Annotated in this window: 13 protein-coding genes; 1 reads left to right on the forward strand and 12 read right to left on the reverse strand. The window is 70.5% G+C overall.

Annotated features, from left to right (window positions below; genetic code table 11):
• Positions 1–10: 10 nt before the first annotated feature.
• From uvrC to KV394_RS15530, 8 genes are read right to left on the reverse strand one after another with little or no spacing between them, the layout of a single operon-like run.
• Positions 11–1,918 (reverse strand): excinuclease ABC subunit UvrC, encoded by a 1,908-nt coding sequence (uvrC, locus tag KV394_RS15495; RefSeq protein ID WP_247981839.1) that lies wholly within the window; start codon positions 1,916–1,918, stop codon positions 11–13.
• The gene (uvrA, locus tag KV394_RS15500; RefSeq protein ID WP_136028825.1) at positions 1,918–4,806 is read right to left on the reverse strand and encodes an excinuclease ABC subunit UvrA; all 2,889 of its coding nucleotides are present in this window, start codon (positions 4,804–4,806) and stop codon (positions 1,918–1,920) included. Before uvrA ends, uvrC begins: the two co-directional genes overlap by 1 nt.
• Positions 4,807–4,843: 37 nt before the next feature.
• A complete protein-coding gene (locus KV394_RS15505; protein ID WP_247981840.1) occupies positions 4,844–5,410 on the reverse strand; it encodes a hypothetical protein in 567 nt (188 codons plus the stop codon).
• Positions 5,407–6,714: a DUF58 domain-containing protein gene (locus KV394_RS15510; RefSeq protein WP_247981841.1), complete on the reverse strand. Its 1,308-nt coding sequence runs from the start codon at positions 6,712–6,714 to the stop codon at positions 5,407–5,409. Before KV394_RS15510 ends, KV394_RS15505 begins: the two co-directional genes overlap by 4 nt.
• Positions 6,711–7,682: an AAA family ATPase gene (locus KV394_RS15515; RefSeq protein ID WP_247981842.1), complete on the reverse strand. Its 972-nt coding sequence runs from the start codon at positions 7,680–7,682 to the stop codon at positions 6,711–6,713. Before KV394_RS15515 ends, KV394_RS15510 begins: the two co-directional genes overlap by 4 nt.
• Complete coding sequence (locus KV394_RS15520) at positions 7,679–8,155, reverse strand: hypothetical protein (protein WP_240745375.1); 477 nt, start codon at positions 8,153–8,155, stop codon at positions 7,679–7,681. The genes KV394_RS15515 and KV394_RS15520 overlap by 4 nt, the downstream gene beginning before the upstream one ends.
• The gene (locus tag KV394_RS15525) at positions 8,152–8,904 is read right to left on the reverse strand and encodes a DUF4129 domain-containing protein (protein ID WP_247981843.1); all 753 of its coding nucleotides are present in this window, start codon (positions 8,902–8,904) and stop codon (positions 8,152–8,154) included. Before KV394_RS15525 ends, KV394_RS15520 begins: the two co-directional genes overlap by 4 nt.
• A 36-nt stretch (positions 8,905–8,940) precedes the next feature.
• Positions 8,941–9,405, reverse strand: coding sequence for a MarR family winged helix-turn-helix transcriptional regulator (locus KV394_RS15530; protein WP_136036534.1), 465 nt, complete (start codon positions 9,403–9,405; stop codon positions 8,941–8,943).
• A gap of 44 nt (positions 9,406–9,449) precedes the next feature.
• Between KV394_RS15530 and KV394_RS15535 the strand changes: the two genes are divergently transcribed.
• Positions 9,450–9,692 (forward strand): hypothetical protein, encoded by a 243-nt coding sequence (locus KV394_RS15535; protein ID WP_247981844.1) that lies wholly within the window; start codon positions 9,450–9,452, stop codon positions 9,690–9,692.
• Here the strand turns inward: KV394_RS15535 and KV394_RS15540 are convergent.
• The 4 genes from KV394_RS15540 to coaE all read right to left on the reverse strand — a co-directional run bounded on the left by KV394_RS15540 (position 9,689) and on the right by coaE (position 13,431).
• Positions 9,689–10,042 (reverse strand): TfoX/Sxy family protein, encoded by a 354-nt coding sequence (locus KV394_RS15540; protein WP_206253332.1) that lies wholly within the window; start codon positions 10,040–10,042, stop codon positions 9,689–9,691. The two genes, KV394_RS15535 and KV394_RS15540, sit on opposite strands and share 4 nt — an antisense overlap.
• Positions 10,043–10,053: 11 nt before the next feature.
• Positions 10,054–12,126, reverse strand: coding sequence for an excinuclease ABC subunit UvrB (gene uvrB / locus KV394_RS15545; RefSeq protein ID WP_247981845.1), 2,073 nt, complete (start codon positions 12,124–12,126; stop codon positions 10,054–10,056).
• Between the two features lie 39 nt (positions 12,127–12,165).
• Entirely contained in the window at positions 12,166–12,705 is a 540-nt protein-coding gene (locus KV394_RS15550) for a hypothetical protein (protein WP_136045359.1), read from the reverse strand.
• 126 nt (positions 12,706–12,831) lie between these two features.
• Complete coding sequence (gene coaE, locus KV394_RS15555) at positions 12,832–13,431, reverse strand: dephospho-CoA kinase (protein WP_247981846.1); 600 nt, start codon at positions 13,429–13,431, stop codon at positions 12,832–12,834.
• Positions 13,432–13,453 lie beyond the last annotated feature (22 nt).

Here is a 13,453-nt window from a genome sequence, read left to right on the forward strand (position 1 = left end):
GTCTCCCAGCCTAGCGAGTGGACAGGTGCGAATGGATGGTCTGAGCGAGCACCGGACCGATCCCCTGTACCTCCTGGATCTGCGACGGGTCGGCGGCGCGGAGGGCCGTGACCGAGCCGAAGTGCTTGAGCAGCACCTTGATGCGAGAGGCGCCGAGCCCCGGAACCTCGGCGAGCACGCTGCCGATGTCTTTCTTGCGCCTCTTGCGCTGGTGCGTGATCGCGAAGCGGTGGGCTTCGTCTCGCAGTCGCTGGAGAAGGTAGAGGGCCTCGCTGGTGCGGGGCAGGATCACGGGGAAGTCGTCTCCCGGCAGCCACACCTCTTCGAGACGCTTGGCGATGCCGCACACGGCGATCTCCGTGTGCCCCGCGTCGTGGAGCGCGCGCGCGGCGGCCTCCACCTGCGGCTTCCCTCCGTCGACGAGGAGCAGCTGCGGCGGATACGCGAACCGCGGCTTGCGCCGTGCGGTCGCCTCGCCCAGGTCCTCCCCCACGACCTCGTCTGTGGTCGGGTCGAGGACCTCCTGCTCCTCCTCCGGCCGATCCAGGTGTGCGAGCCTGCGGCGCAGAACCTGGTACATCGAGTCGGTGTCGTCGGTCGTCTCGGCGATGTTGAACGACCGGTACTGGTCCTTGCGCGGAAGGCCGTCCTCGAACACGACCATCGAGGCGACCACGTTGGTGCCGCCGAGGTGCGAGATGTCGAAGCACTCGATGCGCAGCGGCGCCTCCTCCATGCCCAGCGCCTCCTGAAGATCGGTCAGCGCCTGGGTGCGCGCCACGTAGTCGCTCGTCCGGCGGGTCTTGTGCCGGATCAGCGCCTGCTGCGCGTTCAGCGTCGCGGTGCGCATCAGGTCGGCACGCTGACCCCGATGTGCGACCGCGATCTCGACCTTCTTGCCACGGCGTTCGCGCAGCCACTGCTCCAGCTCGGTCGCGTCGTCGGGGAGCGTCGGGACGAGGATCCGTCGCGGAACGTCCTGCGCGTCGCCGTACGCCTGCTGGAGCACCTGGTCGACGAGCTCGGCGCCCGTGATGTCGATCTCCTTCTCGATCGTGAGGGCACGGACACCGCGCACGCGGCCGCCGCGGATCACGAAGTGCTGCACGGCGGCGGCGAGCTCGTCTTCCGCGATGCCGAACAGGTCGGCGTCCTCATCGGCCGGCAGCACCAGGGCGCTCTTGCCGAGCACGGCCTCGATCGCGGCCAGCTTGTCCCGGTACTTCGCGGCGGCTTCGTAGTCCATCGCGGCGGACGCGGCGAGCATGCGCTTCGTGAGCTCGCGGGTGAAGCGCTCGTCTCCGCCCGCCATGAACGCGATGAAGTCGTCGACCATCGCCCGGTGCTCCTCGATGGACACCGTCATCGAGCACGGCCCGCCGCACTTGCCGATCTGCCCGGGGAAGCACGGGCGCCCGGTCTGCATCGCCCTCTTGTAGCTCGCATCGCTGCAGGTGCGGATCGGGAAGGCCCTGATCATCAGGTCGATGGTCTCGTGCACCGCCCACACCTTGGGATACGGACCGAAGTACCGCGCCCCGGGGATCTTCCTGTTCCGGGTGACGATCACGCGGGGCGCCTCATCGGCGAGGGTGACCGCCATGAAGGGGTACGACTTGTCGTCGCGGTAGCGCACGTTGAACGGCGGATCGTACTCCTTGATCCACATGTACTCGAGCTGCAGCGAGTCGACGTCGGTGGGAACGACCGTCCACTCCACCGACGCAGCGGTCGTGACCATGCGCCGGGTGCGCTCGTGCAGCGTGCGCAGCGGGGCGAAGTAGTTCGACAGCCGCTGGCGCAGGTTCTTCGCCTTGCCGACGTAGAGCACCCGTCCGTTGGCGTCGCGGAACCGGTACACGCCGGGGTCGGTCGGGATCTCCCCCGTCCGTGGCTTGTACGGGAGCACGTCGGCCATCAGCTGGCCTTCCGCGCGGCGCGCCCCTCACCCAGGATCTCGGCGAGGAACTGCCCGGTGTGGCTCTCCTCGACGCGGGCGATCTGCTCCGGCGTACCGGTCGCGATGATCTGCCCGCCACCCGAACCGCCCTCCGGTCCGAGGTCGATCACCCAGTCCGCCGACTTGATCACGTCGAGGTTGTGCTCGATCACGATCACGGTGTTGCCCTTGTCGACGAGGCCGTTGAGCACCTCGAGGAGCTTTCGGACGTCTTCGAAGTGCAGACCCGTGGTCGGCTCGTCGAGCACGTAGATGCTGCGGCCGTTGCTGCGACGCTGGAGCTCCGTGGCGAGCTTGACGCGCTGCGCCTCGCCGCCCGAGAGCGTCGTGGCCGACTGCCCCAGCCGCACGTAGCCGAGCCCGACGTCGACGAGCGTCTTCATGTAGCGGTGGATCGCCTGGATCGGCTCGAAGAACTCCGCGGCCTCCTCGATCGGCATCTCCAGCACCTCGGCGATGTTCTTGCCCTTGTAGTGCACCGCGAGCGTGTCGCGGTTGTACCGCTTGCCGTGGCAGACCTCGCAGTCGACGTAGACGTCGGGCAGGAAGTTCATCTCGATCTTGATGGTGCCGTCGCCCGAGCACGCCTCGCAGCGGCCGCCCTTGACGTTGAAGCTGAAGCGACCGGGCTGATAGCCCCGCACCTTCGCCTCCGGCGTCTCGCTGAACAGGGTGCGGATGCGGTCGAACACGCCGGTGTACGTGGCCGGGTTCGAGCGCGGGGTGCGGCCGATCGGCGCCTGGTCGACGTGCACGACCTTGTCGAGGTTGTCGAGGCCGGTCACCCTGGTGTGCTTGCCCGGAACGGTCCGTGCACCGTTCAGTCGCGAAGCGAGCACCTGGTACAGGATGTCGTTCACGAGGGACGACTTGCCCGAGCCGCTGACGCCGGTGACGGCCGTGAGCACGCCCAGCGGGAAGTCTGCCGTGACGTTGCGCAGGTTGTTCGCCCGCGCGCCGACCACGCTCAGCATGCGCTTCTTGTCGATCTTGCGACGCTTCGACGGCATCGGGATCGCCCGGCGCCCGGACAGGTAGTCGCCGGTCATCGAATCGCTGTCGCCGAGGAGCGCGCTGTACGGCCCCGAGTGCACGACGGTGCCGCCGTTCACTCCGGCGCCGGGACCGATGTCGACCACCCAGTCCGCCGCCTCGATGGTCTCTTCGTCGTGCTCCACCACGATGAGCGTGTTGCCCAGGTCGCGCAGCGTGAGCAGGGTCTCGATCAGCCGGCGGTTGTCGCGCTGGTGCAGGCCGATCGACGGCTCGTCGAGCACGTAGAGCACGCCCGTCAGGCCGGAGCCGATCTGCGTGGCGAGCCGGATGCGCTGCGCCTCGCCGCCGGACAGCGACCCCGCCGAACGGCTGAGGTTGAGGTACGACAGCCCCACCTGGAGGAGGAAGTCGAGGCGCAGGCGGATCTCGCGCAGCACCTGGGCGGCGATCTTCGCCTCCCGCTCCGTGAGGTGCAGCTTCTCCATGAAGCCCCGCGCGTCGGCGAGGCTCAGGTGCGACACCTCGGCGATCGAGTGGCCGTGCACCTGCACCGCGAGCACCTCGGGCTTGAGGCGGTCGCCGTTGCACACGGGGCACGGCACCTCACGGAGGTACTCGCCCCAGCGGTTGCGCTGCGTGTCGGACTCGGCCTGGAGGTACTGCCGCTCGATGTAGGGCACGACGCCCTCGAACCCGGACGCGTACCGCATCTCCCGGCCGTAGCGGTTCTTCCACTTGACCGTGACCTTGTAGTTCTCGCCGCGGAGCACGGCCTCCTTGACGTCGGAGTGCAGCTCGCGCCACGGGGTGTCGAGCGAGAAGTCGAGGTCGCGCGCCAGCCCCTCGAGCAGGCGCTCGTAGTACTGGAACAGACCCTTGCCCTGCGTGGTCCAGGGGATGATGACGCCCTCGCGGATCGAGAGGTCTTCGTCGCCGAGCATCAGCTCGACGTCCACCGACATGCGCGTGCCCAGCCCGGAGCACGCGGGGCAGGCGCCGAACGGTGCGTTGAAGGAGAACGTGCGCGGCTCGATCTCGGTGAGGGTGAGGGCGTGGCCGTTCGGGCAGGCGAGCTTCTCGGAGAAGGTCTGCCAGGCGTCGTCGCCCTCGCCGTCGACGTAGTTGATCTGCACGACGCCACCCGCGAGTCCCAGCGCCGTCTCCACCGAGTCGGTGACCCGGCCCAGGATGTCGGGCGACGCCACCAGGCGGTCGACGACCACCGCGATGTCGTGCTTGTAGCTCTTCTTCAGCGTGGGCGGCTCGGCCAGCTGGATGAGGTCGCCGTCGACGATCGCGCGGGAGTAGCCCTTGGCGCCGAGCTCGCGGAAGAGGTCGACGAACTCGCCCTTCTTCTGCGACACGATGGGGGCGACGACCTGGTACCGGGTGCGCTCGGGCAGCTCCATGAGCTGGTCGGCGATCTGCTGCACCGTCTGACGCTGGATCTTCTCGCCGCACTCGGGACAGTGCGGCACGCCGATACGCGCCCACAGCAAGCGCATGTAGTCGTAGATCTCGGTGATGGTGCCCACGGTCGACCGCGGGTTGCGGTTGGTCGACTTCTGGTCGATCGACACCGCGGGGCTCAGGCCCTCGATGAAATCGACGTCCGGCCGATCCACCTGGCCGAGGAACTGCCGCGCATAGGCGCTCAGCGATTCGACGTAGCGACGCTGCCCCTCGGCGAAGATCGTGTCGAACGCCAGACTCGACTTCCCCGACCCGGACAGGCCGGTGAACACGACGAGGGAGTCGCGCGGGATGTCGATGTCGACGTTCTGGAGGTTGTGGACGCGGGCACCGCGGACACTGAGTTTTCCGGGGGAGGCAACGGGGACGATGGGCACCGAACAAGTCTACGAGGGGCCACGGACATCGGCTCCGCTAGAGGCGATCCCCTCCCGTCGACGGGGCCGCAACGGCCCGCGGGACGGCGCCGTTCCCCCGGCGCAGGACCAGCCATGCGACGACCACGACGACCAGGAGGAGTGACGCCGCCGCGGGCGCGAGCCATGCCGCCCCGCGCTCGACCTGCCCCGGCGACACCGCCCAGACGCCGAGCGCGATCGACTGGGCCACCAGCTGGATCACGACGAACCGCACCGCCGTCGGCCGGAGCGACCTCAGCGTGAGGCGAGCGGCCGCGGGCACCGTGAGGCTGAGCGCGGCGAGAATGTGGATCGCATGGACGAGCACGAGGGCGACCGCCGTCCGTTCCGGCGCCGGCTCGGACAGCAGCAGCCCGAACGGCAGGCAGGCCGACCCCACCCATGTTGCGAGCGACCGGGGCAGCACGGCCCCCACGAGAGCCGCGACCACCGCCACACCCCGCCAGAACGGCGTGGGGTGCAGCACCAGCACGCCGAGCAGCACCAGAGCCACGGTCAGGACGCGCAGCGTCACCCCGGGCACCCAGGCGCCCACGTCGAACCCTCGCGTGCGAGCGGTCACCGCGCCACCCTCCGGCTCCGCTGCTGGCGCACCACCGCCACCCGCAACGCCACATCGACGCCGTCGTCTGCCCAGGCCACCACCTCGACCCCCGCGCGCCGGAGCTCGGCGAGGATGTCGGCGCGCTCGGCCAGCAGCGTGCGCAGGGCGATGCGCTGCTCCCTGGTGAGCCGTGCGCCGTCGAGCTGCGGCAGCACATCGATCGCGACGACGGCGTGACCGGCGGCCCGCCACTGCGTCGCGAGTCGCGCAGCCACCCCGTCGGCGAAGGTCGAGAGCACGAACACGATCGAGCCCGTCGGTACGACAGGCGAGCGCCGGTAGGACGAGTCGGCACTCGGACCCGTGGCGGCGACGGCGGCGCGCAGCCGCGCGAGGTGCCGGGCTCCCCCGCCGATCGGCACGCTGCGTCCGCCCGGCGAGAGCGCGTGGAACGCGACCCGATCCCCGGCTCCGACCGCGGCGGTCGCCACGGACAGAGCCGCCTCGCGCGCGAGGTCGAGCGAGGTGACACCCGTGCGGTCCGGGTCGTCGGTCCCCCACGCGGCCACCACCGATCCGAGGTCCTCCGCCGTGTCCATCGCGATCACCACCGAAGAGTCGCTCAGCGCGTTCACCCGCCGCACCAGCAGGTCGCCGGGGCGTCGGGCGGCACGAGCCGTCGCGCGCCAATCCACCCTCCGCACCTCATCCCCGGGGACGAACGGGTGGATGTCGTGGAAGTCGCCGCCATGACCCGCGCGACGCCCCTCGTGCGAGCCGTTCAGCCCCGCGAGGCGCGGAGCCACCGGCAGCCGATCGATCCTCCTCGTCTTCGGTGCGGCGTTCCACCCGATCGCCGTGCGCGGTCCGCGGTCGGAGACCCAGGCGCCGTCGATCGCGGTGCCCCGGGCGATCAGCCCCATCAGCTCGACCGGCCCCGAGTGCGACAGCCGCATCCGAGCGGACAGCACCGCCGTGCCCGGCCGCACCTCCGCGAGCGCGGTGCGACGCCCCCGCCCCTCGACCGCGAGCTGCACGTGCTCGGCGTCGAGGTCGACGTCCGCGGTGACGCGCACCACGGCGTCCTCCCCCGCGTCGGGCGCAGCGTGCAGGGCGACCCGCAGCTCCCCGTCGCGCGGACGGCGCAGCAGCGCCCACACCGCCGCGAGGGCGAGCGGCAGACCCACCGCGATCACGTCGGGGCGCGATAGCACCAGTCCGAGGCCCGCGAGCACGGCTGCTCCGGCGAGGCCGAGCGCGATCACGGGCGTCCGATGCCACGTCACCCCCGCGGATGCCGTCGTCGCGGTCTCGTCAGTCATCGCACGGCCGCGACGGTCGGCGGCACCGGGGTGCGTTCGACCGCCGCCGCCACGACTCCACCCGGATCCACCCCCTGCGCCCAGGCCTGCGGAGTGAGTGTCAGCCGATGCGCCAGCACAGGGACGGCGACGCGTTTGACGTCGTCGGGCCGCACGTACGACCGCCCCTCGAGTGCCGCGACGCCCCTGGCGAGCAGCACGAGCGCCTGGGATCCGCGAGGCGAGGCACCCACCGACACGTTCACCGCCTCGCGGGTCGCCCTCGTCAGGTCCACGGCGTAGCGCACCACGTCCTGATCGACGTTGATGCGCTCGACCGCCGCCTGGAGCGCGAGAAGCCCCTCCGTGTCGACCACGGCGGGCACGCGGACGTCGGGCGTCTGCCGCCGCACCCTGTCGACGATGATGCGCGTCTCGTCGTCCGGGGCGGGGTAGCCCACGGTGAGGCGCACCATGAACCGGTCGAGCTGCGCCTCCGGCAGGGCGTAGGTCCCTTCGTACTCGATGGGGTTGGAGGTCGCGATCACGTGGAAGGGCTGCGGCAGTGGGAAACGGTTCCCCTCCACCGTGACTTGCCGCTCGGCCATCGCCTCGAGCATCGCGGACTGCGTCTTGGGCGTGGTGCGGTTCACCTCGTCGGCGAGGAGCAGACCCGTGAAGATCGGCCCGGGCCGGAAGACGAAGTCCCCCTCGGTCGGGGCGTACACGTACGAGCCCGTCACGTCGCCGGGCAGCATATCCGGCGTGCACTGCAGCCGTCGGAACTCGAGTCCCAGCGCCTGGGCCAGGCTCCGCGCGGCCAGCGTCTTGCCGAGCCCCGGCACGTCCTCGAACAGCACGTGACCCCCGGCCAGGATCGCCGCGAGGGCGAGTGTGAGCGTCTCGTCCATACCGACGACGACGCTGCGCACCCCCTCCAGCACACGGCGACCCGTGGTCGCGATCTCGGTGGTCTCATCCGTGGTCATGCTGTCTCCTCCGTGTCGGTGGGTATGCGTTCGAGCGCGTCCAACGCTCTCTCGATGTCGTCGCGCCGCACCTCGCGGCGGGACAGTCCCGCGCGGATGCCCTGGCCGAGCAGCGCGTCGATGGCCGCGTGGTCGGCGGGATCGTCGAGGTCGAGGCCGCGGTGCGCGAGCCGCCGGCGGAGCACGTTCTGCACGCGGCGCACGAGGATGGTCCCCGCAACGCCCGAACGCGTGTTGATCGCCCATGCCAGCCGGGAGACCTCGGAGCCCCTGGCCTCGCGCGGCGGACGCTCGGGCGGCCAGAGGACGGGATCGTCGACCAGGACCCCGCGCAGCGCGAGGGACACCGCCGCGGCGACCGTCGTCCACGACACCGCGAACGCCAGCGGGACACCCGCGGCGCGCAGCCCCAGCACGAGGGCGACCGCGAGCAGCACACAGCCCGCGGCGATCGCGACGGTCCGCGCCCTCATCGCCACCCCTCCCTGATGCCGCGCAGGCTCGCGGCCGCGGCAGCGCGATCCGCCTCGTCGGCGACGCGGCCGCCGAAGCGCACCTGCTCGTAGAGACGGAGCAGCGTGATCACGTCGTCGCGGATGCCCGCCCGGCGCCCGACGATACGCACCGTGAACTCCGACGGCGTCTCCGTCGCCGAGCGGCCGGCCCCGGCATCCGCCGCCGACTCCTCCAGTCCGACCCAGGCGGAGACGATGGCGTCGGCGGCCCGCGGACGTTCCGCGATCGTTCGGAGCGCTGCGTCGACTCCCCGGCGGATGACCGCATCGTCGGGCGCCGCCTCGACCACAGGCCCGCCGGACGCGGCGTCCGGGACGACCGCGTCCGTGCGCCGCAGGGGACGATCGCGCCACAGATCACGGAAGCGGCGGACGGCCCACCGTGCCACGACCACGAGCACCAGCACCGCGACGGCGGCGAGCAGCGCTCCGAACACGACGCCGAGGATGTTCTGCAGCACCGAGTCCTCCGGCGGCTCCAGCTCCGGGAGGGGCGAGCTCGTCGTCTCGGGGACGACGACCGCGTCGGGCTGCTGTTCCGGCGGGGGCGGCGACGACGGCGCGAACTGCGGCTGCCCCTGAAGCGCCGCGGCGAGCATCAGCAGAGCGAAGAGACCGACCACCCCGCCGAGGAGCAGGATCCGGCGGAGTGTTCCGCGACCGCTCGCGCGCAGGACTCCGCGAGTGGGGGCCTCGGTGCGCGACATGAGTCCACCCTAGGGTCGGGCGCGGCGCGGGCGTGGTCAGGCGGACGGCGCTGCCGTGGAGCCGCTGTCGAGCCGGCGCCCGGCGAAAGCGCCGAGTCCGTCGCGGAGCGCACCGACCTCCTGGATGCTCATGCCGACGGCGCGCATGACCTGCACGGGCACGTCGACAGCGCGAGCACGCAGCGCCAGGCCCGCCTCCGTGAGCGTGATCTCGAGCCGACGCTCGTCCTCGGCGCTGCGCTGTCGTGCCACGAGGCCGTCCGTCTCCAGGCGCTTGACGAGGGGCGAGGCCGTCGCCGGCTCCAGCGCGAGGTCTGCGGCAAGGTCGTTGAGGGTGCGCGGCGCCCTTTCCCACAGCGCGAGCATGACCAGGTACTGCGGATGCGTCAGTCCCAGCGGCTCCAGGATCGGGCGGTAGATCGCCACGATGTTGCGAGCGGCCGTGACGATCGCGAAGCACAACTGGTTCTCGAGGCGGAGCAGGTCGTCGGAGGCGGTCACGGATCGACTATACATCTGCACGAATCATTAGTACACTAATGAACATGTCGAACGACTCCACTCGGCCCCCGCTTCGCACCCGCATCCGCGAGGCCGGGGGCCTCTACACCTGGGTCAACACCAACCTGGTCCGTCTCGCCGGTCCCGCGTCCGTCGGACCGTACGAGAAGACGCCGCCTCCCAGCGCTGCCGAGCGCGCCGAGCGGGCCTGCCCGCTGTGCGGGGCGCCGATGACACAGCACGTGATCGACCGATCGGGTCCGAAGACCCTCGTGCACTGCCCCTAGCCCTCGTCGGAAGCCGCCTCGACCGCGGCGCCCGTCGACTCGCGCGCGACATCGAGCCACAGCATCAGCGCGGCATCGTCCTCGATCGCCGACGGCGCGACGTCGAGCCACCCGGAACTCATGGTGCGCGAGCCCATCACCGCGCGAGAGACCCCCGCTTCCGTGAGCATCGCCGCCCCGTTCTCGTCGTCCACGCGGACGAGGAGCACACCGCCCGTGCGCGCGCCGACCAGGATGCGCCCGCCGTCCAGGAACGCCTTGGTTCCGAACATCCGGCGCTCCTCGATCGCGTCGTCCGCGCTCAACAGCGCCCGGATCCGATCGGCGAGGTCGTTCCCTGCGTCATCCATCGCCACTCCACTCAGGCGTGCCCGGCCCGCTCCATCGAGCGGAGCTCCTTCTTGAGGTCTTGCACCTCATCGCGCAGGCGCCCGGCGAGCTCGAACTTCAGCTCGGCGGCCGCCGCGAGCATCTGATCGGTCAGATCCTGGATCGTCGCCTCGAGCTGCTGCGCCCCCTCGGCCGCGATGCCCGTGCGCCGGAGGTTCGGCGTCGGCGACTTGCCCTTGCCCGAGGCCCGGCCACGGCCCGACATCAGGTCGGCGGTGTCGGCGCCCTCACGGGCGAGCACCTCGGTGATGTCGGCGATCCGCTTGCGCAGGGGCTGCGGGTCGATGCCGTTCTCCTTGTTGTACGCGATCTGCTTCTCGCGCCGGCGGTCGGTCTCCTCGATGGCCTTCGCCATGGAGTCGGTCATGTTGTCGGCGTACATGTGCACCTCACCCGAGACGTTTCGCGCCGCGCGGCCGATCGTCTGGATGAGCGAGGTGCCGGAGCGGAGGAAGCCCTCCTTGTCGGCATCGAGGATCGCCACCAGCGACACCTCGGGCAGGTCGAGGCCCTCACGCAGCAGGTTGATGCCCACGAGCACGTCGTACACGCCGGCGCGCAGCTCACTGAGCAGTTCCACTCGGCGGAGCGTGTCGACGTCGGAGTGCAGGTAGCGGACCCGCACGCCGTGTTCGCCGAGGAAGTCGGTGAGCTCCTCGGCCATCTTCTTCGTCAGCGTCGTGACGAGTACGCGCTCATCGCGCTCGACCCGCAGCCGGATCTCTTCGAGCAGGTCGTCGATCTGCCCCTTCGAGGGCTTCACGATGATCTCCGGGTCGACCAGACCCGTCGGGCGGATGATCTGCTCCACCACGCCGTCGGCGATGCCCATCTCGTACTTGCCCGGCGTCGCCGACAGGTACACGGTCTGCCCGATGCGGTTCTTGAACTCGTCCCACCGCAGCGGGCGGTTGTCCATCGCGCTGGGCAGCCGGAAGCCGTGGTCGACCAGCGTGCGCTTGCGGGAGGCATCGCCCTCGTACATCGCGCCGATCTGCGGCACCGTGACGTGCGACTCGTCGATCACCAGCAGGAAATCGTCGGGGAAGAAGTCGAGCAGCGTGTGCGGGGGCTCGCCCGGCATGCGGCCGTCCATGTGCCGCGAGTAGTTCTCGATCCCCGAGCAGAAGCCGAGCTGCTGCAGCATCTCCAGGTCGAACGTGGTGCGCATGCGGAGACGCTGCGCCTCGAGCAGCTTGCCCTGGCGCTCGAACTCCTTCAGCCGCTCCTCCAGCTCGTGCTCGATCGTGCGGATGGAGCGCTGGATCACGTCGGTTCCCGCGACGTAGTGCGACGCGGGGAAGATCGGCACGGCGTCGAGCTTCTCGATCACCTCGCCGGTGAGCGGGTGCAGCGAGTACAGCGCCTCGATCTCGTCGCCGAACAGCTCGATGCGGATCGCGTGCTCCTCGTAGACGGGGATGATCTCGATCGTGTCGCCGCGCACCCGGAAGTTGCCCCGCGAGAAGTCGACGTCGTTGCGGTTGTACTGCATCGCGATGAACTGCCGGATGAGCGCGTCGCGGTCGTACCGCTCCCCCACCTGCAGCGCCACCATGGCTCGCAGGTACTCCTCCGGCGCGCCGAGGCCGTAGATGCACGACACCGTCGACACCACGACCACGTCGCGCCGGCTCAGCAGCGAGTTGGTGGTGGAGTGTCGGAGCCGCTCGACCTCGGCGTTGATCGACGAGTCCTTCTCGATGAAGGTGTCCGTCTGCGGCACATACGCCTCTGGCTGGTAGTAGTCGTAGTACGAGACGAAGTACTCCACCGCGTTGTTCGGCATGAGCTCGCGGAACTCGTTGGCGAGCTGGGCGGCGAGTGTCTTGTTGTGCGCGAGCACCAGCGTGGGACGCTGCACCTGCTCGATCAGCCACGCCGTCGTCGCGGACTTGCCGGTACCCGTGGCGCCGAGGAGGACGATGTCGGTCTCGCCCGCGTTGATGCGCGAGGCGAGGTCGGCGATGGCCTGCGGCTGATCACCGGCCGGGGCGTACTCGCTGATGACCTCGAAGGGACGGACACTGCGCGTGGGCTGCATGCTTCCAGCGTAGGCCGCCCCTCCGACATCGGGGCCGGGTCAGGCGACCAGGACCGCCGTCTCCGCCGAGGGCTCGGTGGTCGCGGTCGCACTCCCGCCGTTGAGGAGCGTCATGGTCGCGGTCGAGCGCAGTTCGCCGGGCGCCGAGCCGATCACGTTGAAGCTCAGCGCGTCGCCGAAGCTCGACGGCGTCCTGATGAAGGTGAAGCTCGTGGCGGTGGAGCCGCCGACGGGCTGCGGCGCCCAGGCCCCGAACGACGACGCGGGATCGAGCGTGACGGGAGAGGAGAACGTGACGACCACGACAAGCGAGCCACCGGCGGGCGGACTCATCCAGGGGTTCGCCCGATAGCTGATCTGGGTGCTGAAGGTGGCGCGCAGGCCACCGCTCGCCGCGACCAGGCTGGTGAACGCGCCCTGCGCCTCCGCGTCCCAGTAGTAGTTCGCCGTGCTGTTCGGGACGACGGTCGCGCTGGCTGCCGCCAGCGGCGCAGCGACGGCCACCGCGATGACGGGGGCCGACCAGGCCGCTCCCTTGATCAGAGTCCGACGCGAGATGCCATGGCTCGACTGAGTCACTTCTTCCACTCCCCAGCGCGCGGAAAAAGCTCTCCCCCAGCAGACCATCCCCTGGTGCGTCCCCACGCCCTTCCAGAATATCGGCGACGTTCTGCGCACCTGGAGAAATGCTGAACGTCCGGTCGGTCAGCCGGTGCGGAGGCGCTCCCACAGCGCGTCGGCCTGCGCGACCGTCTCGGCGAGAGCGCCGCCGGTCTCGATCACCACGTCGGCGATCGCCAGACGCTTCTCGTCGGACACCTGCGCGCCGACGCGCTCGCGGGCGGCAGCCTCGTCCATGCCCCGCAGCTCGACCAGCCGACGCAGACGCTCCTCCGCCGGGGCATGCGCGACCACGATCAGGTCCCACGGGTCGTCGACCCTCGCCTCCACCAGCAACGGCACGTCGTACACCACCACCGCGTGCGGATCGGCGGCGAGCGCGTCCGTGAAGCGGCGCTGCGACTCGTCGCGCACGGCGGGGTGCACGATCGCGTTCAGCTGCGCCAGCTGCTCCGGGTCGCCGAACACCCGCGCGCCCAGCGCCGGCCGATCCAGGGAGCCGTCCTCCGCGATGACCTCCGGGCCGAACACCTCGGCGATCCGCTCCAGCACCGGCGACCCGGGCGCCTGCACGTCGCGCACGATCGCGTCCGCATCCACGATGATCGATCCGTGCTCCGCGAGACGACGGGCGATGGTCGACTTCCCGGAGGCGATGCCACCGGTGAGGGCGATGAGGGGCATGACGTCAGTCTAGGTTCCCCAC

The organism is Microbacterium sufflavum (assembly GCF_023101165.1).
In the GTDB taxonomy this organism is placed as follows: domain Bacteria; phylum Actinomycetota; class Actinomycetes; order Actinomycetales; family Microbacteriaceae; genus Microbacterium; species Microbacterium sufflavum.

What these genes read in the sequence shown, in the direction of transcription:
- KV394_RS15540 (WP_206253332.1), bottom strand. Translation starts at nt 10,042, where the DNA reads ATGGATGACGCAGGGAACGACCTCGCCGATCGGATCCGGGCGCTGTTG.
- KV394_RS15535 (WP_247981844.1), top strand. Translation starts at nt 9,450, where the DNA reads ATGTCGAACGACTCCACTCGGCCCCCGCTTCGCACCCGCATCCGCGAG.
- KV394_RS15510 (WP_247981841.1), bottom strand. Translation starts at nt 6,714, where the DNA reads ATGACTGACGAGACCGCGACGACGGCATCCGCGGGGGTGACGTGGCAT.
- uvrB (WP_247981845.1), bottom strand. Translation starts at nt 12,126, where the DNA reads ATGCAGCCCACGCGCAGTGTCCGTCCCTTCGAGGTCATCAGCGAGTAC.
- KV394_RS15520 (WP_240745375.1), bottom strand. Translation starts at nt 8,155, where the DNA reads ATGAGGGCGCGGACCGTCGCGATCGCCGCGGGCTGTGTGCTGCTCGCG.
- KV394_RS15525 (WP_247981843.1), bottom strand. Translation starts at nt 8,904, where the DNA reads ATGTCGCGCACCGAGGCCCCCACTCGCGGAGTCCTGCGCGCGAGCGGT.
- coaE (WP_247981846.1), bottom strand. Translation starts at nt 13,431, where the DNA reads ATGCCCCTCATCGCCCTCACCGGTGGCATCGCCTCCGGGAAGTCGACC.
- KV394_RS15515 (WP_247981842.1), bottom strand. Translation starts at nt 7,682, where the DNA reads ATGACCACGGATGAGACCACCGAGATCGCGACCACGGGTCGCCGTGTG.
- uvrC (WP_247981839.1), bottom strand. Translation starts at nt 1,918, where the DNA reads ATGGCCGACGTGCTCCCGTACAAGCCACGGACGGGGGAGATCCCGACC.